Origin of the sequence: Pseudomonas sp. PNPG3, assembly GCF_023093815.1 — a bacterium.
Taxonomy (GTDB): domain Bacteria; phylum Pseudomonadota; class Gammaproteobacteria; order Pseudomonadales; family Pseudomonadaceae; genus Aquipseudomonas; species Aquipseudomonas asiatica.
Genome location: NZ_JALLKV010000015.1, coordinates 84,690 through 104,561 on the forward strand (window position 1 = coordinate 84,690; position 19,872 = coordinate 104,561).

The 19,872-nt window shown below is 60.6% G+C and carries 23 protein-coding genes; 21 read left to right on the forward strand and 2 right to left on the reverse strand.

The window, feature by feature from the left end; all coding sequences use genetic code 11:
* Position 1: 1 nt before the first annotated feature.
* From MJ643_RS12680 to MJ643_RS12705, 6 genes are all read left to right on the forward strand, one after another.
* Positions 2 to 1,540, forward strand: a complete 1,539-nt coding sequence (locus MJ643_RS12680; protein ID WP_103469166.1) for a ParB family protein — start codon at positions 2 to 4, stop codon at positions 1,538 to 1,540.
* Positions 1,541 to 1,556: 16 nt separating this feature from the next.
* Positions 1,557 to 2,108 (forward strand): DUF2857 domain-containing protein, encoded by a 552-nt coding sequence (locus MJ643_RS12685; protein ID WP_103469167.1) that lies wholly within the window; start codon positions 1,557 to 1,559, stop codon positions 2,106 to 2,108.
* On the forward strand, positions 2,102 to 3,319 hold the full coding sequence (locus MJ643_RS12690) for an STY4528 family pathogenicity island replication protein (RefSeq protein ID WP_103469168.1): 1,218 nt from the start codon (positions 2,102 to 2,104) through the stop codon (positions 3,317 to 3,319). The genes MJ643_RS12685 and MJ643_RS12690 overlap by 7 nt, the downstream gene beginning before the upstream one ends.
* 151 nt (positions 3,320 to 3,470) lie before the next feature.
* Complete coding sequence (locus tag MJ643_RS12695) at positions 3,471 to 4,226, forward strand: PFL_4669 family integrating conjugative element protein (protein WP_103469169.1); 756 nt, start codon at positions 3,471 to 3,473, stop codon at positions 4,224 to 4,226.
* A complete protein-coding gene (locus MJ643_RS12700) occupies positions 4,223 to 4,717 on the forward strand; it encodes a DUF3158 family protein (protein WP_103469170.1) in 495 nt (164 codons plus the stop codon). The genes MJ643_RS12695 and MJ643_RS12700 overlap by 4 nt, the downstream gene beginning before the upstream one ends.
* A 5-nt stretch (positions 4,718 to 4,722) precedes the next feature.
* Positions 4,723 to 5,151: a single-stranded DNA-binding protein gene (locus tag MJ643_RS12705; protein WP_247726819.1), complete on the forward strand. Its 429-nt coding sequence runs from the start codon at positions 4,723 to 4,725 to the stop codon at positions 5,149 to 5,151.
* A 92-nt stretch (positions 5,152 to 5,243) separates the two neighbouring features.
* Here MJ643_RS12705 and MJ643_RS12710 read toward each other — a convergent pair whose 3' ends face one another.
* Positions 5,244 to 5,471, reverse strand: a complete 228-nt coding sequence (locus tag MJ643_RS12710) for a hypothetical protein (RefSeq protein ID WP_247726820.1) — start codon at positions 5,469 to 5,471, stop codon at positions 5,244 to 5,246.
* Between the two features lie 139 nt (positions 5,472 to 5,610).
* Here MJ643_RS12710 and MJ643_RS12715 point away from each other — a divergent pair, with 139 nt between their 5' ends.
* The 15 genes from MJ643_RS12715 to MJ643_RS12785 all read left to right on the forward strand — a co-directional run bounded on the left by MJ643_RS12715 (position 5,611) and on the right by MJ643_RS12785 (position 19,129).
* Entirely contained in the window at positions 5,611 to 5,955 is a 345-nt protein-coding gene (locus MJ643_RS12715) for a helix-turn-helix transcriptional regulator (RefSeq protein WP_247726821.1), read from the forward strand.
* A gap of 110 nt (positions 5,956 to 6,065) precedes the next feature.
* On the forward strand, positions 6,066 to 8,033 hold the full coding sequence (locus tag MJ643_RS12720; RefSeq protein ID WP_247726822.1) for a DNA topoisomerase III: 1,968 nt from the start codon (positions 6,066 to 6,068) through the stop codon (positions 8,031 to 8,033).
* Positions 8,034 to 8,775: 742 nt separating this feature from the next.
* On the forward strand, positions 8,776 to 9,315 hold the full coding sequence (locus MJ643_RS12725; protein WP_103469174.1) for an STY4534 family ICE replication protein: 540 nt from the start codon (positions 8,776 to 8,778) through the stop codon (positions 9,313 to 9,315).
* Between the two features lie 67 nt (positions 9,316 to 9,382).
* The gene (locus tag MJ643_RS12730) at positions 9,383 to 9,640 is read left to right on the forward strand and encodes a hypothetical protein (RefSeq protein WP_103469477.1); all 258 of its coding nucleotides are present in this window, start codon (positions 9,383 to 9,385) and stop codon (positions 9,638 to 9,640) included.
* A gap of 66 nt (positions 9,641 to 9,706) precedes the next feature.
* Positions 9,707 to 10,201 carry a JAB domain-containing protein gene (locus MJ643_RS12735; protein WP_103469175.1) on the forward strand — a complete coding sequence of 165 codons (495 nt, stop codon included), beginning with the start codon at positions 9,707 to 9,709 and terminating at the stop codon, positions 10,199 to 10,201.
* Between the two features lie 65 nt (positions 10,202 to 10,266).
* Positions 10,267 to 10,983 carry a hypothetical protein gene (locus MJ643_RS12740; RefSeq protein WP_103469176.1) on the forward strand — a complete coding sequence of 239 codons (717 nt, stop codon included), beginning with the start codon at positions 10,267 to 10,269 and terminating at the stop codon, positions 10,981 to 10,983.
* 130 nt (positions 10,984 to 11,113) lie between these two features.
* Positions 11,114 to 11,623 (forward strand): PilL N-terminal domain-containing protein, encoded by a 510-nt coding sequence (locus MJ643_RS12745; protein ID WP_177410016.1) that lies wholly within the window; start codon positions 11,114 to 11,116, stop codon positions 11,621 to 11,623.
* Positions 11,620 to 12,291 (forward strand): hypothetical protein, encoded by a 672-nt coding sequence (locus MJ643_RS12750; RefSeq protein WP_103469177.1) that lies wholly within the window; start codon positions 11,620 to 11,622, stop codon positions 12,289 to 12,291. The genes MJ643_RS12745 and MJ643_RS12750 overlap by 4 nt, the downstream gene beginning before the upstream one ends.
* Before the next feature lie 10 nt (positions 12,292 to 12,301).
* The gene (locus MJ643_RS12755) at positions 12,302 to 13,021 is read left to right on the forward strand and encodes a TIGR03759 family integrating conjugative element protein (RefSeq protein WP_103469479.1); all 720 of its coding nucleotides are present in this window, start codon (positions 12,302 to 12,304) and stop codon (positions 13,019 to 13,021) included.
* The gene (locus MJ643_RS12760; RefSeq protein WP_103469178.1) at positions 13,003 to 13,557 is read left to right on the forward strand and encodes a transglycosylase; all 555 of its coding nucleotides are present in this window, start codon (positions 13,003 to 13,005) and stop codon (positions 13,555 to 13,557) included. The genes MJ643_RS12755 and MJ643_RS12760 overlap by 19 nt, the downstream gene beginning before the upstream one ends.
* Entirely contained in the window at positions 13,554 to 13,973 is a 420-nt protein-coding gene (locus MJ643_RS12765; protein WP_103469179.1) for an integrating conjugative element protein, read from the forward strand. The genes MJ643_RS12760 and MJ643_RS12765 overlap by 4 nt, the downstream gene beginning before the upstream one ends.
* Before the next feature lie 9 nt (positions 13,974 to 13,982).
* A complete protein-coding gene (gene traD, locus MJ643_RS12770) occupies positions 13,983 to 16,106 on the forward strand; it encodes a type IV conjugative transfer system coupling protein TraD (RefSeq protein ID WP_103469180.1) in 2,124 nt (707 codons plus the stop codon).
* A 38-nt stretch (positions 16,107 to 16,144) separates the two neighbouring features.
* Positions 16,145 to 16,873, forward strand: a complete 729-nt coding sequence (locus tag MJ643_RS12775; RefSeq protein WP_103469181.1) for a TIGR03747 family integrating conjugative element membrane protein — start codon at positions 16,145 to 16,147, stop codon at positions 16,871 to 16,873.
* 229 nt (positions 16,874 to 17,102) lie between these two features.
* Entirely contained in the window at positions 17,103 to 18,224 is a 1,122-nt protein-coding gene (locus MJ643_RS12780; RefSeq protein ID WP_103469182.1) for a DUF3800 domain-containing protein, read from the forward strand.
* Positions 18,206 to 19,129: a macro domain-containing protein gene (locus tag MJ643_RS12785; RefSeq protein WP_247726823.1), complete on the forward strand. Its 924-nt coding sequence runs from the start codon at positions 18,206 to 18,208 to the stop codon at positions 19,127 to 19,129. The genes MJ643_RS12780 and MJ643_RS12785 overlap by 19 nt, the downstream gene beginning before the upstream one ends.
* A gap of 70 nt (positions 19,130 to 19,199) precedes the next feature.
* Here the strand turns inward: MJ643_RS12785 and MJ643_RS12790 are convergent, their stop codons facing one another.
* Complete coding sequence (locus tag MJ643_RS12790; protein ID WP_103469184.1) at positions 19,200 to 19,709, reverse strand: TIR domain-containing protein; 510 nt, start codon at positions 19,707 to 19,709, stop codon at positions 19,200 to 19,202.
* Positions 19,710 to 19,872: the final 163 nt, after the last annotated feature.

The following is a 19,872-nucleotide window of genomic DNA, read 5'->3' on the forward strand; positions in this document are numbered from 1 at the left end:
GATGAAGCCGCCGACCTCCGAAGACATCACACGCCAACTGCAGCAGGCGCACTTTCCGCACAAGCACGGACGCGACCTAGCGGCGGCCCCAGTTGGCGATACACCGATGGTGGTCAGTCTCGAGCAACTGCGGCCCTACGAGCTGAACCCGCGTGTGGTGCGCAACCCACTGTATGACGATATCAAGGCTTCAATTCGCGAGCGCGGCCTGGATCAGCCGCCCGCCATCACCCGCCGCCCCGATGAGTCGCATTTCGTCATCCGCAACGGCGGCAACACTCGTCTGAGCATTCTCGGTGAACTTTGGCAGGAAACGCGCCAAGAGCGCTTCTTCCGTATCCATTGCCTGTTCCGCCCTTGGCATTCGGAAGCGCATACGTTGCTTGGGCACCTGGCCGAGAGTGACCTGCACGGCCAGTTGACGTTTATCGAGCGGGCTCTCGCGGTAGCGAAGCTCCAGGACATGTTTCAGCTCGGCGATACCCACCTCACCCAGCGTGAGCTCGCGACGCGCTTGAGTGAGGGTGGCTATCCCATCTCGCAGTCACACATCAGTCGCATGTTCGACGCGCTCGAGCACCTGCTCCCCGTCATCCCGCAGAAACTGTATGCGGGCCTGGGCAAACCTGCCATCGGGCGCCTCATCAGCTTGCGACGGCGGACAGAGTCGATCTGGAACCAGTACTTCGGCAGCCCCGAGCAGTTCCCGCTGCTGTGGTTTGAAGCGCTGTCAGCATTCGACGGTGAAAAGCCCGAGCTCGATTTGAGTGAGCTGCAGGACGAATTGATTGCCAGGATGGCAGTGAGCCTGGAGCAGACACCTCGTCTGCTGGCACTAGAACTACATCAGGGGCAACGTCCCTCACTGCCTCCAGCGGACAGCACTCAGGTCCCTCCAAAAAATCAAGCTGGCGAGCCTCCGGTCCCCTCGTTGACACCAGAACGTCCATCGGATACGTCGACCGCGGTGTCCAATCCCGAGCCCAAACAAGCTGGTGGAACGCTCCTGCCACGGCAAGCTCCACGCTTACCCGAAATACGCCAGGCGCTGGGTGACGAACCGTTGCAAGACAAGCCCTTGGAAGAGCTCGAGGATACTCCGAGCCCGGTTGACACGGCACCCTCACGCCCCGAGCCACTGGACGATATCAGCGACTTGCGCGCGAGATGCGCCGCCCTCGCTGCCGACCTTGCCGCTTACGCAGACGCCGGCGACATGGTCAGCCCCCTCTTGGACGGCCTGGGCTTCACCCTTTCACCGGGTCATGGCGAGCGACTCAGCTCGCGGCACACCGGTATCCAGCTGCTGCTCTCGGCCCTGCTGCGCCTGCAGGACGACGTGGCCTGGAAGGAACGTCAGCAGTTGCCGGCAGCACTGTTTGGTCAGCTGCTGATCGGCGTCTACGACCTGCCCTTCACCGACCGCCCAGCCCTGACGGTGGGCCTTGAACGACTTCCTGATGCTCAGCTGGAGCAGCTGTTCACGCTGATCCGCCACGCCCGACAGTTGATCGAACTGACGCTGTCGTCCACTCGATAACGTGAGGAGCCACCTCATGAGCAAGACTTTCAATCTATTGAACCATGCCATGTTGAACCAGGTGCTGCATGAGCTGCGCCATGGCCGCCTACAGCGCTGCAAGGCCCTAGGTCTGGCCGATGAAGACATTGAGGTGCTGCAGTCGCTGCCGCCAACTACCTTGTCCCACCTGGCGCACTCGTCAATCGCCTGGGTCGAAGTGAAGGTCGACATCACCGTGTTGCGACGCCTGATCGTCCAGGCCGAACGCGACGAACAGAACGAGCGGTTGATCAACCGGGCGCTCAAGTTGGGCGCGAGCTCAAACATCATGTACCGCTGCTTCGGACTGGACCATTCGGAGACCGCGTTGCGCCGCCGTGTGCTGAAGATCGAGACGCACCGCGGTCGGCCAGTCCAGCTCAGTGAAGTGCAGGAGCATGCCGTGTGGAATCGCTGGAGCCAGTTGCGCACGGAGGATCCGGACAACGATCCGCTGGACACCATGATGATGCTGGCCGAGGAACAACACATCAGCCTGACCCTGGTCTGGCAACAGATCGAACTGTACGGAGGCACACCATGCTGAGCTTTTACGAGGTCGACTGGCAGGACGTGGTGCGTCAATGCTACGACGCCCTTCGGCGCCGAAATGAGTGGTACGCGGCGAACGGCAAACTGGCTGTCCCCACCGAGGAGCCCGCGGTGCGGACGATCTACTACGGCGACAACAACCCGCTGCCGCAGACCTTGCTGCTGGACCGCCGGCTGACGCCACTGGAACGTAATACCTGGCAGGTCCTGCGCTGGCTGATCACCGAACGTAAGGTCAAGACGCCACGCTATCAGGACCTGCAGCCCTACCTGGCCACCAGTCCTTGCGGCGCTCAGGCCTCACGCGAAACCATCGCCCGCGCACTCAACGTTTTGCGCACCACTCGCTGGCTCAGTCTGGTGGAACGCTCACGCGATGCCAACGGCTGCCTGCGCGGTTGCGTCTATGTGCTGCACGGCGATCCGTTGACCGCAGCCGAACAGTTGGAGCTGGACAGCGGCTACGCGGCGTTGCTACGACAGAACCTCTCCCATGCCACCAAAGGCGTCCGAGACGTGGCGCAGCATGTGATCGCCGAGATCCAGGCCGACCCCCAGCTGTCCCAGCTCGACAAGGACAGGCTCGGCTCGCTGCCGCCGGTCCACCAGCAAACACTGCCGCTGATGAGCGATGAATCAGATGCAAAGGATTCCGAACCTGGCGCACTCGACCTCGTTCGGAATTCTCCGGCTGGCGCAACAGATCCCGAACCCTGCGGCAATGCACCGGATTTGCCTGTGGTTCGGAATACCGACGCTGGCCGTACAGTACAGAAAGACCAAAGCAAAAAAAGTACGGTACTGGGGCAGGTGGAGTTTGGTCGTGCGCGATGGCCCGAAGATTTACCGCTGAACCCGAACGAGCGGCGCATGGCCTCCCAGGCGATGCGTCAGCTCGAGCCGGAACAGCAACAAGCGGTGATCAATGAAGCGGCGGTGCGCTGCGCCCGCGGTGAGATCCGAAAACCCGTCGCCTACCTGATGGGCTTGATCAAGCGCGCCTGCCAGGGCGAGTTCACCCTGTGGGCCGCGCGTACCGAGGAAGAGAAATCCTCGACCCCTCCCTCACGCACAACCAAGCCTGCGTCGGAGCAACCGCCCCGCGAGCGATCCAAGCGCCGCGGTCAGCGCACCGCGTCGCCACTTGCCCTCTCCTGCCTGGAGGAACTGAAACAACGCTGCCGAGGGATCACTGCGGCTACATAGGGCTGGAACTCGGTGGATCTAATGTCGATGCCATCGGTTCCAGGGGGATCCACTCTCGGGAAAATGCGAGCAATCCACCTTCAGGTAGATCCGCATCGCCAGCCAAGGATCGGTCCATCGTCGGCGTCATTCCGACGGCGAGGTACTGGCGATGGTCGATCACTACCAACTCAACCTGGGTTCCCTGCGCAGCAGCATCACCCTCACCCTGCACACCCACCATGCGGCACGCCTGTGGCAGGGGCGCAGCGGCCGCGACGGGGTACACCCGATTCTGGGCATGCCCGGTTACATCAGCGTCACCAACCTGCTCAAGCACGCCAGCAGCCAGGGCGATCCATACGCCGACTGGTTCATGCTGCAGCTGGAGGAAAAGCTGCTGCAGGCCAGGTTGGACATGGCCACGCTGACGCAGCAAATGAGCCGCGTGGAACGGGCCCTGCCCACGCAAGTCGACGTCGGTGACAACCTCAACATCCACCCAGTCACCCTGCCGCTGTTCATCGGCAGCCAGCTGGGCTTTCTCGCGATCTACCTGCTCACCGACTACGACACCCTGGTCCGGCGGGTACTGCTCGCCCACCACACAGCGCTGATCGGCCGGGGCGACATGGAGTCCTGGATCGATGGCGGCGCACATCTGCTGCGCAGCCTGTTCGGCCTGGCGCAGCGCTACCGCCTGGCCGGGGTGAGCCGCGACGACATGGCCGCCAACAACGCCCGCGCCCGCGAAGCCATCGACAAGTTCGGCACCCTGCCGCAGGACATTCTTGAAGGGACACGCCGCTCACAATTCGCCCCACCGATCGCCCGTAACAACGCGCATTCCGAAATCGAAGGCCCGAATCCGCCGGAAGCCGAGGAGCAGCCTACAGCGGACACCGCGAACGACGGGGGTGAGGCATGACCCTGGCCGAAGCCATTGCCCGGCGTTTGTCAGCCGATGCCTATCGCGAGTTTGCACAAGGTGCCTCCCTAAAAGGCCTTTTAAAGCCTTTTAAGGGTAAGGGGGAGCTGCAGCAGTTCGCCGAGACGATCCTGCGCCTGCGCACCCAAGTCGCCGAGTTGATGGCGGTAATGTTGGCGATCATGGCCCAACCACCCTTCTCGTTTCTGGATCTGCGTTTGGTCGTCCAGCACAGCGCGACGGGCACTGAATTCTTGCGCTGGCGCAGCCCGGATTTTCTGCGCATGGGCGTGCAGGTGTGGCAGGAGACGCTGGTTCAGCCGCGGCTACACCCTGAACTGCGGCAGGCGCTGTATCAGCTAGAGACCAACCGCGTGGTGCTGAACCTGCAGATGAGCAGCCTGCAGTCGCTGTATCGCCAGGCCATCACTGGCGCCAGCAAGCTCGAGGCCGCCGAGCTCGCCCTAACCCGTTCCCCCACCGAGGAGTAACCCGCATGAGTACTTTGTTTGTTGGTGAAGGCAACATCGGCAGCGTGCCGGAGTATCAGGAGTTCAACACCAATCCGGATGAGCCGCGGCGCCTGCTGCGGCTGAATGTCTACTTCGACAACCCGGTACCGCGCGAAGGCGGCTACGAGGATCGCGGCGGCTACTGGGCGCCCGTCGAGCTCTGGAACCGCGACGCCGAGCACTGGGCCACGCTGTACCAGAAAGGCATGCGCGTTTTGGTTGAAGGGCGCACGGTCAAGGAGGAATGGGAGGACAGCGAGGACAACGCGCGGGTGACCTTCAAGGTCGAGGCCCGGCGCATTGGTATCCTGCCGCATCGCCTGGCCTCGGTCTCGATGCGTGAGAAAGCGCAGGACACTCCCAGCGCCACGCGTAAAGGCGCTGGCAAGAAAGCCCCGCGCAAGAGCGGGTGAGCCGTGGAATTCAGTGGAATCACTGCGCCCTACGCGATAGTGCAGGGGCTGCGCCGCTCAGCCGGCGAGCAGTACTGGCCCCTCTAGCGCGTTCAATTGGGTCGGGATTTACCCCGCCGTTCACTCTCCAGCAACTGCTTCACCTCCGTCAGGCACTGATCCAGGGCAAGGAATGCCCGCCAGTGCGCCGGACTCTCCTGAACCCAGGAAATCAACTGCGCGCGCGCCTCCCCATTCTCCGGTTCCAGATGCGTGGCCATGAACAGCTCGTAGGCCTTGATCGCTAACTTATCTGCCTCACTCTGGTGGGTTCCGTGCAAGTTGATGCCTCCGTGTGGACGGGCGGGTCCTGCAGTTATTTTTCGTGATACGCCTCATAGGGTTGCCAGTCAACTCTTTGAGCCGTTCATATCCGTGGGTGGGTAGTCAACCATATGGGTCGAATTGGAGAGCGCCCCGTTGCCCGTCAAAGAGCCTAGCCCACATCACATTGGCCGCCAGTTGGCGAAGTACCGTCGCGACCGCGGCTTGACCCAGGAGCAGGTCGGCGAGCACCTGCGCATTTCCGGCGAAGCCGTCTCGCGCCTAGAGCGTGGCCTGGTAGAGCTGTCCGTGACGAAACTGCTGCAGTTGGCTGACCTCTATGGCTGCCCCGTCGATGAGCTGTTGCTGGCCATCAGTCCTCGCCCCCAGGACCAGGGCCAGCAAATTACCGCGATCATCAAGGAGCTGGGCGACGCCGATAAACAGTTCGCCCTGGAGTTTCTGCAAACGCTGGCCACCCACCTTGCGCAACGCAAGTAAGGGTTTGTCCCGGCGTTGAAACGTCGAACCGACCCCACCGGTTTCGGCTTTACCCTGGCGTTCCACGACCACACCCCCACCCTGTCGGTAACCACCGAGAGGGCCCACGTATGCGCCTGTTCATCTGCGAGAAACCGTCCCAAGCCCGCGACATCGCCCGGGTACTGCAGGCCAACCGGCGCGGTGATGGCTGCCTGCAGGGCCAGAACGTCACCGTCACCTGGTGCGTCGGCCATCTGCTGGAAACCGCGCCCCCTGAAACTTATGGTGATTACAAACGCTGGTCGCTGGACGACTTGCCAATCATCCCCGCTCACTGGCAGTTGGTGGTCAAGCCCAAGGTCGCCAGCCAGCTGAAGGTGATCAACCAACTGTTGCGTACCTGCGGCGAGGTGGTCATCGCCACCGATGCTGACCGCGAGGGTGAGATGATCGCCCGCGAGATCCTCGAGCGCTGTCAGTACCAGGGACCGATCCTGCGCCTGTGGCTGTCGGCCCTGGATGAGGCCTCGATTCGTCGCGCCTTGGCCGCCTTGCGTCCAGGCGAACAGACCCTGCCGCTGTACCACTGTGCACTGGCCCGCTCCCGCGCAGACTGGCTGGTGGGCATCAATTTGAGTCGACTGTTCACCCTGCTCGGCCGCCGCGCCGGCTTCGACGGTCTGCTGCCGGTGGGACGCGTGCAGACGCCCACCCTGCGCCTGGTGGTCGAGCGCGACCGGGCGATCGCGAGCTTTGTGCCGCAACCGTTCTGGACCGTCGATGCACACCTGGAGCAGGACGGCATCCGTTTTCAAGCGCGCTGGCAGCCCACCGCCGCCGTCAGCGATGCGGTTGGACGCTGCATCGACGAAAACGCTGCGCAGCAGGCGCTCAGGCGCCTCACTCAAGCCGACAGCGCGCAGATCGACAGTGTCGAAGTCGAGCGCGTGCGCGAAGGCCCGCCGCTGCCGTTTGACCTGGGCACACTGCAGGAAATCTGCTCGGCCAAGCTCGGACTCGGTGCACAGGAGACCTTGGCCACTGCCCAGGCCCTGTATGAAACACACAAGGCGACGACCTATCCGCGTAGCGACTGCGGCTACTTGCCGGAGAGCATGCTCGATGAGGTGCCCCGCATACTCCATGCCCTGGTGGCCGCCAGCCCTGCTCTCGGCCAGGTCATCAAAGAGCTGGATCCCTGTCACCGCTCGCGCGCCTGGAACAGCAGCAAGATCACTGCGCACCACGGGATCATTCCGACCACCATCACGCTCGACCTCACTCAGCTGTCCGAGCGCGAGCAGGCGGTTTACGCGCTGATCCGCGCCCGCTACCTCGCGCAGTTTTTGCCTGAGCATGAATACTTGAAGACCCTGGTGCTGCTGCAGAGCCAGGCCGATCAGTTGCTCGCTCGTGGCAAGCAGATCCTGGTGCGCGGTTGGAAAGCGGTGATCAACGAGACCCACGGCAATGAGCCCGACGAGCACACTCAGCGCCTGCCCACGCTCCGCGAATCCGCCTCGGTGGCGCTGACTGACGCCGCCGCCATTGCCCAGCGCACGCAGCCCCCCAAGGCCTACACCGAGGGCACGCTGGTCAAGGCGATGAAAACCATCGCCAACCAGGTGGCCGATCCGCGGCTCAAGCAGACGCTCAGGGAGAGCTGCGGGCTCGGTACCGAGGCCACCCGCGCGGCCATCATCCAGGGCCTGATCGATCACGGTTACCTGACCAAGAAGAAACGCAGCCTGGCTGCCTCCGCCGCGGCGCATACCTTGATCGAAGCGGTGCCGCCAGAAGTAGCCGACCCGGTCATGACCGCGCTGTGGGAGCAGGCGCTGGACCGCATCGAATCGGGCCAGCTGAGCGTCGAGACCTTTCTCGCCAAGCAGGCAGAATGGCTGACTCGACTGGTGCGCAGTAACGCCACGCTCACCCTGCGCCCGCCCCCCAGCAAGGGGCCGTTCTGCCCGGTTTGCCGCAGCGCCATGCGCCAGCGCAAAGGTCGCACCGGCAGCTTCTGGTCGTGCATCCGCTACCCCGAGTGCAAGGGCACTAAAGCTTTGGCCAAGACCAAGCGGGCGAAAAACACATGACTTGACGGCACACCACAGCGCTGGTGTAGTGATCTGGCCCCTCGCCGCTTGGCGACCTAGACCGATTCGCTCCGGGCAGCTCGGTCAGACTCCTAGAGTTCGGAGCCACACTTCAGCACATCTGCGGATGACTTCTCAGCGTTCCAAGTCCCCCAGGTGGATGACCCGTGCGGCTTGTACCAAGCCTTAGGGGTCATCCGCTTCGGCGACGATGCTCAGCTCCGGTGCCCGCCGGCGAAACACTGGGCACCTTTTGTGCGCGGATGCGTGCCAGTTGATTCCGACCCAGGCCACGACAAGGGTCGGTTGATCCAGGTGGATCGGCAGTGGAGTTCTGCGACGGACTTCGGTGCCACATCGCCGGGTCAAGGGTGGTCCAACTCCTCCTAGCCTGATGACCGTCGGGCTATTTTTTCGTCGCCGAGAATCCACCGAAAGCCACCCGACTCCGCCCGCCCAGACCGCCTGAAAACCACGGTTGACGGGCCTTTTGCAGCGTCTTATAGATGACCTGTACCTCGCTGTCGTTGACAGCACCCAGGTAGCCAGGACCTTCAAGGCTACGCCCGCTTCGGGTGGTTCTCCCCAAAAGTGCGACTCGCGCTCGGCAGCTCGCACGGTCACCGCCCCATCGGTGATGAGCGCCTTCTCAACCGACCATGTGTTTGCACCTCCCCTTGCGGAACTCACCAGCCGCCAGGGCCGGTGGATGTCCGCGTTTCTGCTGAACAGGAGCTTCATCATGACTACTGCAAGCAATAACGCCCCCACCACCTACTTCAACCTGCACACCCAAGGCATCGGTTACCTGAACCGTGTCCGCGAAGTCCCGGTTCGCCGCGGCCAAGCGTTCATGGCCTGTGACATCGCTGCCCTGCACGGTGCCTCGGACGACGTCGAGTACACACGCTTCGACTGCAAGGTCGCCAGCGGTGAAGCCGACCGGCTGATCCGTGAACACCTGGAAGACGTCCAAGCCGAACGCAAGGTCCTTATCGCGTTTCGCATCGGTGACCTCTGGGTCGATCCGTTCATGTACGAGAAAGGCGAACGCAAGGGGCAACCCGGCGCCAGCCTCAAAGGCCGACTGATCTTCATCGAGTGGATCAAGGTCGACGGTCAGTTCAGCTACCGTGCGCCGGCTCGGACCGACGCTGCCGCCGCCCCTGAGGCTGCTGAAGCAGCAGAATCGGAAACAGCGAGCAGCGAGGGTGACGCTGACCAAGGCCAGCCAACCCCACCCGTTGCACGTAAATCCACTGCCGCACGTCAGTCTGCCTAAGGCAGGTTGGCCGCCCGCAGCAGGCGCTCTTATGAGCGCCTGTTGTACCTTCATGTCGGAGGTCGCCATGGAAAGCTTCTGGCTCTGTGAAGACTGCCTGCAGGCGGTCGCCTACGACGACTTCAGTGCGCTGTCGCTGTACTACAGCGAGGCTGAAGTCGAACACCGCATCGCTCACTTGCGCTTACAACTGCAGGCCCTGCTGCCCCTGAGCGCCGATTTCGATCCGCATACCGGCGCCGGTATCGAGGCCTTTTCCACGCAACCGTGCGAAGTCTGCCAAAGCCCCCTGCACGGCACTCGGAATCGCTTCACGCGCCTTTGATCACACACCTAAACCAGCCTGGGGCAAGCCCCAAGGGGGCGCTCCATCAGCCACGAGGAATTGCCCATGAACACCACCTTGAACCTCGTCGAGCCGCTCGATCCCGTACTGGCTCAACGCGCCCGTGAGGATGCGCTGATCACCGAGGCCCTGCAGCTGCTGGACCAACGTCACTTCCAGCGCGGCGAGGTACTCATCACACCCGCCGATGCCGCAGCCTACTTGAAACTGCAACTCGCCCCTTACCACCACGAAGTGTTTGCCCTGCTCTGCCTCGACTCGCGCCACCGTGTGCTGAGCTTCGACATCCTCTTCACCGGCAGCATAGACGGTGCCTCCGTGTATCCCCGCCAGGTGGTGATCAAGGCACTCGAACACAATGCCGCCGCCGTGATCTTCAGCCACAACCACCCCTCCGGCTGCTCGGAACCGAGCGGCGCCGATCGGGTGCTCACCACCCGCCTGACTGAGGCTTTGGCCCTGGTTGAGGTATGCGTCCTGGACCACATCATCGTCGGCGAAGGCACTCCGCTTTCGTTGGCCGAATACGGCTGGATCTGACAGCCCACCTTGCCCTTGAGGTCACCGCCCGTTCGGGGTGACCTCGGCGCTTTCGGAGAACCACCATGCACCCTTCCCTGCCCAATCCGTTTCTTCGCGGCTTCCAAGACCTGCGCTACGAGCGTGTCCTGCAGATCAGCTATGCCAACGATTGCCCACCGTGCTACCGCGCACTGCACCCGGCTCAGAACGAGCTGCCCAATGAAGCCATCAACCTGCAGCCGTGCCTGTTCGATGACGACGTCGCGGTGATCACCGACGGTGTGTGCGTACCCGAGTTTCTGCGCATGCGCTGCCCGGCCGATGGCCTGGTGAACACAGTGCTCTACCAGATCATGGGCAATCAGCTCGGACGCTCGATGCATATCGGCGACCTCGGCAACGTGGAAGCCGCGCGTAACCTGATAGAGCAACTGTCCTTTGCCACCGGGCACTACAGCCGCAGTTGGGAAATCAGCAGCGCCCACCTGCCCGCAGACGACTTCGAGTACCTGCAGGTGCGCGCTTGGTGCAATTCACCGGCGGGCTTCTTCGAGTGCTTCGAACTCAACGCCAGCCATGCCGTCGGCTGCAAACTCTATTCGACGCCTTGGGCAACAGAAGCTGAAGCCCGGGGCAGCCCCTGCAGCGCCGACGAGGTCAGTGGGCGGATGCTCGCTGACCGTGTTCCCCCAGTGTTACTCAAGCTGCTCCTACTAGCAGGCCAGGCGGACATCCGCCTGCTGATCTTTGACCCTGACGCGGCACCGCTCTCGGAGCTACCGCTATTCACCGAAGAATGACCAAGGCGCCCTCCCGGGCGCCTTTTTTGTGGTGGCTGACAGAAAAACTAGCTCGACAGATTCGGTTTTCCAGTGGGGACTCGCCTCGCGCCTTCGCCATGGTATCGGCAACATTTGTCGAGACTCGGTCATGCACACATCCCTACTTCCCACCCTCGGTCTGATGATCGCCCTGGCTGGCTGCAGCACCCCACCTCCGGCTCCTGCACCCGCAGCACCACCCGCTTTGCCGGCGACATCGCCCAAGCCGAAAACCCAGCTTCCGGCCTGGGTCCGCCAGGACCGTTACACCCTGGTCACCACGCGTCCCACGGTGGAGCAGCGCCAGCCGCTGTATCAATTGGTCAACGTGCAGATCTCGCCAGCCCTGCATGCCACCGTCGGTGAAGCCCTACGTCACGTGCTGCACCGCTCGGGCTACGCGCTGTGTGCCGACAGCCCAGCGGTGGATCGCTTGTTCCGTCGCCCTCTGCCCGCGGTACAGCATCAGCTCGGACCGATCTCGCTGCTGGACGCCCTGACCATCATCGGCGGCCCGGCCTGGCGACTCGAGATCGATCCGGTCGAGCGGAGCGTGTGCTACGCCCTGCGCGTGCCGTCGCCTGCACCTCCATTCTCCACACTGGAGATTGCGCCATGAAGGTCCTCCATTTTCAGGCGCTGGTGGTCGGTGCCCTGTGCCTGGGCGCCGCGGTGCTCGCCGCCGAAACGTACAACCATCACCAACAGTTGGCCGAGCTTCAAGCTGCGGCCCGCAATGCCCCGGCGGATCCAACGCCAGCCCTGCGCCGCGATATCGATGCTTTGGCCGACAAGCTCACGACGCTACAGCCGCAGGTCGTGGCGCTGGGCGAGGCGCAAAGTCGACACACCACGGCGCAGGTCGCCCTCGGCCAGCAGCAGGATGAGCTGGCCGCCTCGCTCAAGACGCTCCAGGCGGCACCGCCAGGTTCAAGCAGCACCGATATGACAGCGCTGGAACAACGGCTGGCCGCGGCAGAGGCGACGTTAGAGAGACTGTCGGCCCGCCCTTCTGTGTCTGCGGCCGCCAGCACGCAGCCACAGGCCTCCATCGGTGAAAAAGCCAAGGCCAAGGCGCTGACACCGCCCTTCACCTTGCTGGGTATCGAGACCCGAGGTGACGTCAGGTTCGTGGCTGCCCTGCCGGTCGGCGCCCATTCGCTGACAACCGTGCACCTGCTGCAACCGGGAGACAGCTTTAACAGCTGGCAGTTGCGTGCGATCCGTGCGGACCAGGTGGTATTCCACATTCCTGGGCATGGCGACCGCACGCTGCCACTGCCGTGAAGAGGTGCGTATGACTCGGCTCTCCATTCTCTCGTTCATCCTGCTTCCCGGCTGCCTATTCGCAGAACTGGCGTTGAGCGCGCCAAAACTGGTCGACTCAGCCCCGCAGTTCAGCGAACAAACGCTGCTGGATCGGCAGGTATCCGATACGGCTCGGGCCAAGGCCTGGGGGCTAACCGATGATGAGTGGGCCAAGTTCGAGCGCCTGCAGGCTGGGCCCCGCCACTACTGGTCGCCGCAACTCGATCCGCTCACCACCCTCGGCGTAGAGGCCGACTCTGACCAGGAAAGGCAGCGCTACGCCGAGTTGCAGGTCCGTCTCGAAGCCAAACGTGCCGAGCGCGAGCTGGCCTACCAGAAGGCCTACACCGCCGCCTGGGCACGCCTGTTACCTGGGATGCTGCCCGTACAGGGCATGGCCGATGATCCAGCGGCTACGCCTGCTGGCCGCTTTGCCGTGTTTGTGGAGGAACGCTGCCCGCCCTGCGTCTCCAGCACCCAGCAATGGCTGCGTGGCGGTACGCACCTCGATGTGTACCTGGTCGGCAGCCAAGGTGACGACGGGCGTCTGCGCCAGTGGGCACGTGGCGCGGGCATTACCCCCGCCCAGGTCAGCAGTGGCCAGGTCACCCTCAACCATGACCGCGGCCGCTGGTTCGCCCTGGGTGCCAGCCGCCCCTTGCCGGCGCGCTTCCAGCAGGTGGACGGAAAATGGCAGCGTATCGAGTGATCCTAGCGCTGGCCTTGACCGGTGCCGCGGCCGTTCAAGCGGGAGCGCTGCCGCCGCCTGCGTATCAACTGGCAGCCGCGCGCGCCGGCATCCCCGCCTCCGTGCTGTTCGCCATCGCCCTGCAAGAGAGCGGTACGCCGCTGCGGGGTCACCTAATGCCCTGGCCTTGGACCCTGAATGTCGCCGGCACATCGCTGCGCTTCGCCCGCCGTGATGAGGCGTGTGCCGCACTCAAACAAGCGCTGGTCCGTCACGATCCGAAGCGCATCGATGTCGGGCTCGGGCAGACCAACCTCGGCTACCACCCGGACCGCTACCACAGTGCCTGCGAGGCCCTCGATCCACGCGCCAACCTGGCCGTGACGGCAGATCTGCTGCGCGCCCACTACGCCGACAGCGGTGACTGGGTCGTGGCGGCGGGCCGCTATCACCGCCCTGCCGGCGGTAAACCTGCAGCGCGCTACCGCCGACAGTTCAGCCAGCACTGGCAGCGTGTGCAGGCAGTCGTGTCCTATCCGAGAGGGCCGCAGCCATGACCCATCGGTGCTGGATAACGCTGTTTACCTGCCTGTGGTGGACGGTTGGCGCGCTCGCGGCCCCCAGCCAACTGCCCGATCCCCGCGCGTTGACCTGGACCCTGCCCATACACAGTACACGCCTTTCACCCGGTGCCGTGTCGCCAAGGGCATTGAGCCTGCCAGGGTTCACGCCGCTGTTCCTGGTCGGGCACGACGCCGCTTCTCTGGAATGGTTGGCCCAGCATGCGCAGACGCTGCAGAAGCTGGGCGCCAGCGGTCTAGCCGTTGAAGTTACCGACGCCCAGGCGCTGCGACGTATCCAGGCGGCAGCCCCGGGACTGAACATCTGGCCGGTGAGTGGTGACGACATCGCCGAACGCCTAGAGCTGCAGCACTACCCGGTGCTGATCACGCCCACCGGCCTGGAACAGTGAGGGTGCATCATGGGCGAACATGCGATGGAGTCTCTGCTGCGTCCTGCGGTGGAGCTATACACCGTGGGTATCTGCGCGGGTGCTGGCGCCCTATGTCTGCACTCACCTTGGGCGGTAGCCCTGTCGCCCGAGGTGGGGGCCGGCATGGCACTGGCCTACACTGCATTCGGCCTGAAGCGGCTGAATGAGGCACGGATCGTCCTGCGCTATCGACGCAACATCCGCCGCCTGCCGCGCTATTCGCTGACCAGTCGCCAGATTCCGGTGAGCGGCAAGCGCCTGTTCATGGGCCGCGGCTTTCGCTGGACCCGCCTGCACACCCAGCGTCTGCTCGAGGCGCAGGACCCGGCGCTGGCCCGCTATGTCAATCAATCGGCGGCCCACCAGTGGGCACGGCGGATGGAGCACTTGCTGGAGAAGGCTCCACCCGGGTTGTCGCTGCTGCCCCGCCTGACCGCCTGGGACAGCCCATTGAACCCGGTGCGGCCACTGCCACCGGTGGGTGGCTCGCCACTGCTGCATGGCGTCGAGCCGAAGGAGCAAGAAGCCAGCCTACCGCTGGGCGAACGCGTCGGGCATACCCTGGTACTTGGCACCACCCGGGTCGGCAAGACGCGCCTGGCCGAGGTGTACATCACCCAGGACATCCATCGAACCAGCCAGGAGGTGGTGATCGTCTTCGACCCCAAGGGCGATGCCGACTTGCTCAAGCGCATGTACGTGGAGGCGCGGCGCGCCGGCCGCGAGCGTGAGTTCTATGTGTTCCACCTGGGCTGGCCGGAGATCTCCGCCCGCTACAACGCCATCGGTCGTTTTGGCCGCATTTCGGAAGTCGCCACCCGCATCGCTGGCCAGCTCAGCGGTGAAGGCAACTCGGCGGCGTTTCGCGAGTTTGCCTGGCGCTTCGTCAACATCATCGCCCGGGCGCTGATCGAGCTCGGCCGCCGCCCTGACTACCTGCAGATCCAGCGGCACGTGGTGAACATCGATGCGCTGTTCATCGAGTACGCTCAGCATTTCTTCGCCCGCCATGATCCTCAGGCCTGGGAAGCGATCGTGCAGATCGAAGGCCGCCTGAACGAGAAGAACATCCCACGGCATATGATTGGCCGGGAAAAGCGCGTGGTGGCGATCGAGCAATACCTGACTGCCAAGCGCATTTTCGATCCTGTAATGGACGGCCTGCGCTCGGCCGTGCGCTACGACCGCACCTACTTCGACAAGATCGTGGCTTCGCTGCTGCCGCTGCTGGAAAAACTCACCAGCGGCAAGACCGCACAGTTGCTCGCCCCCAACTACACCGACCTCGACGATCCGAGGCCGATCTTCGACTGGCTGCAGGTCATCCGCAAACGCGGCATCGTCTACGTCGGCCTGGACGCGCTGTCCGATGCTGAAGTTGCCGCTGCCGTCGGCAACTCGATGTTTGCCGACCTGGTCTCCGTAGCTGGCCACATCTACAAGCATGGCATCGATCATGGCCTGCCAGGCTCCTCCAGCGCTGCGGACAAGGTGCCGATCAATCTGCATGCCGACGAGTTCAACGAGTTGATGGGCGACGAGTTCATTCCGCTGATCAACAAGGGTGGTGGCGCCGGTATCCAGGTCACCGCCTACACCCAGACCTTGAGCGACATCGAGGCACGGATCGGCAACCGGGCCAAGGCCGGCCAGGTCATCGGCAACTTCAACACCCTGCAGATGCTTCGCGTGCGGGAAACCGCGACCGCAGAACTGCTGACCAAACAACTGCCCAAGGTCAACGTGCAGACCCGCACCCTGGTCTCCGGCGCGACGGACACCGCCGATCCGGACGCCCGCACCGACTTCACCTCCTCCTCGCAGGATCGGGTCACCACCACTTCGGTACCACTGATTGAACCCGCGCACATCATCGCCTTGCCCAAGGGCCAGATGTTCTCGTTCCAGGAGGGAGGACAGCTGTGGAAGGTGCGCATGCCGCTACCGAAGTCGGCTAGCGACGATGCGATGCCGGCGGATCTGCAGGCCCTGGCCGCGCGCATGCGCGAGTCCTACAACGCCAATGCGGGGAGTTGGTGGAGCAGCGCTGGCGGTGCGCCGACGGTCGATTTTGATCCCGAGATGCCTCCACAAGGGCGCAGGCACTCCTAATCTGCGCGCCGTGAGCAACCGAGTACTGTGGAGCCCATATGCCGACTGCCCCAGACAGCCCACCGCCTCCACAACGAAGTCCGGGACTCATCTTCGGCATGCTCGAACTGTGTCTGCGGCTACTCGGCCTGCTGTTCGCTTCGCTGATCTTCTCCATTGTGCTGGAATTCGTGGGCATGCTGTGGTTCTGGTCCGAGCAGGGCTGGCACCATAGCCATGCCATGTGGCTGAGCGAGCTAGGCTGGCTCAGCGATCACTTCAAGAAGTCATTGCTCGTGCAAGAGCCGGCGCAAGCGACCGTCAAGGTACTCGAACACCTGAACGACTGGATCGTAGTGCGGTCTGGATGGGCGACATCTGATACCCAGCTGAAACTGCTCAGTCAGGAACCTTCAATGCAGGGGCAGTTCGCGCAAGTCTACGTTGTGATGCAGGACTACCTGCTCGCAGCCCTGTTCACGACCTTCACTTTCGCAGTGCGGCTGGCCGTACTCACTTTGGCCACCCCACTGTTCTTGCTCGCGGTGATCACCGGCGCGATCGATGGCTTGATGCGTCGCGACCTGCGTAAGTTCGGAGCAGGCCGCGAAAGCAGTTTCGTCTACCACCGAGCAAAGCGGACACTACTGCCGCTGGTGGTCAGCCCCTGGGTGATCTACTTATCCTTGCCCTGGTCGGTGAATCCCATCTGGGTGCTGCTGCCATGCGCCATTTTACTTGGCATCATGGTGGCCATCACTGCTACTACATTCAAAAAATACCTTTGACTGCCCACCTCGGCGAATGCCGAAATATGTTATTTAAAATCAACGCCTTAGAACGTACACGGTTGAGGCAAAACAAGCAGTAGCCACACCGACGGCACAACCACGGCTCCCTATCATTGATCGCAGGTTATCTACGCGCGACCAGCACCACCTCTTGAGAGTTGACTACACAACCACTCTCGGGCAATGCTGGCATATCGCCAACGCTCGATTAGTAAAGGGACTTCACATGAACGACATTGCTGTCATTTCACAAGAAGAAGAGGAAGGTGCGGAGCAGGAAGCGCTTCTAATTGCGTCAGAAAGAAAAAATCGCGACAAAGAGTCCGAAAAAATTCGGGTACTTTCTGCAATCGCCAGTAACAGCCCGACGCGTGTGACCGATAGAGTTGCGTGGATTCTTAATCACTATCCTCAGGCCCGAGACTCTGACATCAAGTGCCAAATCATTTATTGGAAGACTTTCCAAACCGACCTCTATAGCGGGGGTGATATTTCATTTGAAAATTACCCCAAACTGCAGAGATTGCACTCTATAGCACGCGCCAGAGCGGTGGTACAAAACATACTGGGTCTATTCATTGCATCACCTGAAGTTAGAAAATACAGAGGGAAGCTGGAAGAGGAAGAAAAGCAGCGTGCTCTTGAGGTCCGACCTTCGCACCCAGTATATTGCATCTATGCCGATGAGAGCGGAAAAACCGGAAAGTACCTATTAGTCGGTAGCCTTTGGATTTTAAGAAGCTACGAAACCATGAAGATCACTGCCGCCATTAACAGGAAGAAGGCAGAGATAGGATTCAAAGGCGAAATGCATTTTAAAGAAATCAACAAGGGGAATCTCGAAGCCTACGAGGCGCTGCTTGGCTCTATCGTACAGAACTCCTCCTCAATCTCATTCAAAGGCCTCGGAGTAAATCGTAGCGGCCTTTACAATGTCGACGACACGCTCAATAAGCTATTTTACCATATGGTAATCCAAGGAATTACCGAAGAAAACAAATCTGGCCGAGCCATTCTCCCACGAAACCTGCAATTTAGAAAGGATGCAGAAGAAGCGTCAAAAGACAAACTTGCGCTAATGGAAATAGAATTACAATTGAAAAATGCTGCCAGCAACATCTTCCAAGGAAACGTGTATGTTGACATAGTTGAGGCGGAAGACTCCAGCATATCTCCACTCATGCAAATTTCCGACTTATTTGTTAGCTCCATCTCTAGAATAATGAATAAAGAGGAGGGAAAAGAAGGCCCCAAGGATATTTTCGCGAGGAAATTTCTTGAAGCATTTGGCGTCGACACAAGAAGTGAAACCTTAGAGGGTTTGAGCGAGTGCGTTCGCTTTTCCTAATCGTGACTGGATCTCATTCTGACTTCACCCATAAACTAATAACCGCCTGCGACGCTAGGAGCATCAGGATGAGTCAAATAGGCTTTTTTGATCAGCGGATAATCAAGAGATTCTGGGGCGCGCTCGCCGCGACCGGCACAGCGCTGTCATTACTACTAATTTTCGTAACCATACCTGAAACTGGAAAGGTCACAGCGGGGATCGCCTGTGTGGCATTCTTGATTTTAATTTATATTTACTTTTGGTGGACATCTAACAACCTAACCGAAGTAGAACTAAAGATAGAAAGCACAACAGTCATCGTAAAAGTAGGCGACATATTCAAGCAACCCGGCCTTAAAGCGATCGCCTTTAACGAGTACTTTGATACACAAGTTGACGACGAAATAATCTCTCACAGCTCTTTAAACGGAATATTCATAGACAGGCACTTACCAAAAGCATTAGTAGACCTTGAAAATCATCTGACCGCCTATCGATTCGACGAGTGTGAAATCTTAGAGTTAAACGAAACTAGGGCAACTGGAAAGAAACAGAGATACGACATAGGCACTATATGTGTGTACGAGGATTTTCTTCTTGCAGCCTTCTCAAAATTCAACGACCGCAACCAAGCCTATTTAACGATGCCTGAGTACCTAGGGTTTTTGATAAAATTCTGGGACAACGTCAATAGAGTGTACGCACAGCAAAGCGTTTCAACACCAATATTCGGATCGGGCATCACGCGCATTAAAGAACATCGAAATATAAGCGACGAAGAACTACTAAAGATCATGCTCTGGACTTTTAGAATAAGCGAGATGCGCTTCAAGCACCCAGCAAAGCTCAACATAATAATTCACAAAGACAAAATTAGTCAAATTAATTTACTTGACATAAAGTCCGCCAGGAACGGTTTGTAACCTAACACAAGATTAATTAAGATCCGGCAGATTAAAACCTCTGCCGGAGCGATAACTTTCCACCTGCCCGCTAGATACCAAGCTTCTTATAAATATCCGCCGGATAATAATGCGGACCTTTTCTCACCTTCTGGGCGAACGCTGGGACATACTCATCCAGCGCAAACTTTATTATAGCTGGCTGCAGCGAAACTGACATTGTATAGTAGTCCGCATTCAGCAGGGGAGTCGGTATTAACGCTCGTTGAATTTCGCGACTGCCGCCTTTATTCGCCACCACAACGGGCAAGTCAAACTCCACAATTAGCTCAAGCTCGTGAGCCAAAAACGAATATCCATCCCCGCCTTTCCTCTTGGCATCTGGACTGCCAATCAAGACAACCTGCTTTGCATTTTTCATACGCTGGCGAAGATTTCGCTTAATCGTTTCCCGCTGACTTGTATCCCTCGAAATGAATAGATCGTGAGCATCAAAAAAATCGAAGTCTATCTTATCATTCTCGCGCCATGCTTCCATGAGCCGATACAAGTTAATGTCTTCGCTTGCGAAAGCGACGTAAGTTTTATTTCGATACGCCATAAACCCTCCGTGTTAATCTGCAACGTAAAGGCATTTTAATATCATACTTTTCTGACGAAAGCTTTACTTTCCAAACCGAATCTATTACCCAGTGTGACTGGAGGAGGAACACAACGACCAAGGTCACTCGAACAGTCGGAGCAGCCGACAAACGCAAGCACCG

Coding starts and splice junctions, on each gene's coding strand:
- MJ643_RS12680 (WP_103469166.1), top strand. CDS start 2: ATGAAGCCGCCGACCTCCGAAGACATCACACGCCAACTGCAGCAGGCG.
- MJ643_RS12685 (WP_103469167.1), top strand. CDS start 1,557: ATGAGCAAGACTTTCAATCTATTGAACCATGCCATGTTGAACCAGGTG.
- MJ643_RS12690 (WP_103469168.1), top strand. CDS start 2,102: ATGCTGAGCTTTTACGAGGTCGACTGGCAGGACGTGGTGCGTCAATGC.
- MJ643_RS12695 (WP_103469169.1), top strand. CDS start 3,471: ATGGTCGATCACTACCAACTCAACCTGGGTTCCCTGCGCAGCAGCATC.
- MJ643_RS12700 (WP_103469170.1), top strand. CDS start 4,223: ATGACCCTGGCCGAAGCCATTGCCCGGCGTTTGTCAGCCGATGCCTAT.
- MJ643_RS12705 (WP_247726819.1), top strand. CDS start 4,723: ATGAGTACTTTGTTTGTTGGTGAAGGCAACATCGGCAGCGTGCCGGAG.
- MJ643_RS12720 (WP_247726822.1), top strand. CDS start 6,066: ATGCGCCTGTTCATCTGCGAGAAACCGTCCCAAGCCCGCGACATCGCC.
- MJ643_RS12725 (WP_103469174.1), top strand. CDS start 8,776: ATGACTACTGCAAGCAATAACGCCCCCACCACCTACTTCAACCTGCAC.
- MJ643_RS12730 (WP_103469477.1), top strand. CDS start 9,383: ATGGAAAGCTTCTGGCTCTGTGAAGACTGCCTGCAGGCGGTCGCCTAC.
- MJ643_RS12735 (WP_103469175.1), top strand. CDS start 9,707: ATGAACACCACCTTGAACCTCGTCGAGCCGCTCGATCCCGTACTGGCT.
- MJ643_RS12740 (WP_103469176.1), top strand. CDS start 10,267: ATGCACCCTTCCCTGCCCAATCCGTTTCTTCGCGGCTTCCAAGACCTG.
- MJ643_RS12745 (WP_177410016.1), top strand. CDS start 11,114: ATGCACACATCCCTACTTCCCACCCTCGGTCTGATGATCGCCCTGGCT.
- MJ643_RS12750 (WP_103469177.1), top strand. CDS start 11,620: ATGAAGGTCCTCCATTTTCAGGCGCTGGTGGTCGGTGCCCTGTGCCTG.
- MJ643_RS12755 (WP_103469479.1), top strand. CDS start 12,302: ATGACTCGGCTCTCCATTCTCTCGTTCATCCTGCTTCCCGGCTGCCTA.
- MJ643_RS12760 (WP_103469178.1), top strand. CDS start 13,003: ATGGCAGCGTATCGAGTGATCCTAGCGCTGGCCTTGACCGGTGCCGCG.
- MJ643_RS12765 (WP_103469179.1), top strand. CDS start 13,554: ATGACCCATCGGTGCTGGATAACGCTGTTTACCTGCCTGTGGTGGACG.
- traD (WP_103469180.1), top strand. CDS start 13,983: ATGGGCGAACATGCGATGGAGTCTCTGCTGCGTCCTGCGGTGGAGCTA.
- MJ643_RS12775 (WP_103469181.1), top strand. CDS start 16,145: ATGCCGACTGCCCCAGACAGCCCACCGCCTCCACAACGAAGTCCGGGA.
- MJ643_RS12780 (WP_103469182.1), top strand. CDS start 17,103: ATGAACGACATTGCTGTCATTTCACAAGAAGAAGAGGAAGGTGCGGAG.
- MJ643_RS12790 (WP_103469184.1), bottom strand. CDS start 19,709: ATGGCGTATCGAAATAAAACTTACGTCGCTTTCGCAAGCGAAGACATT.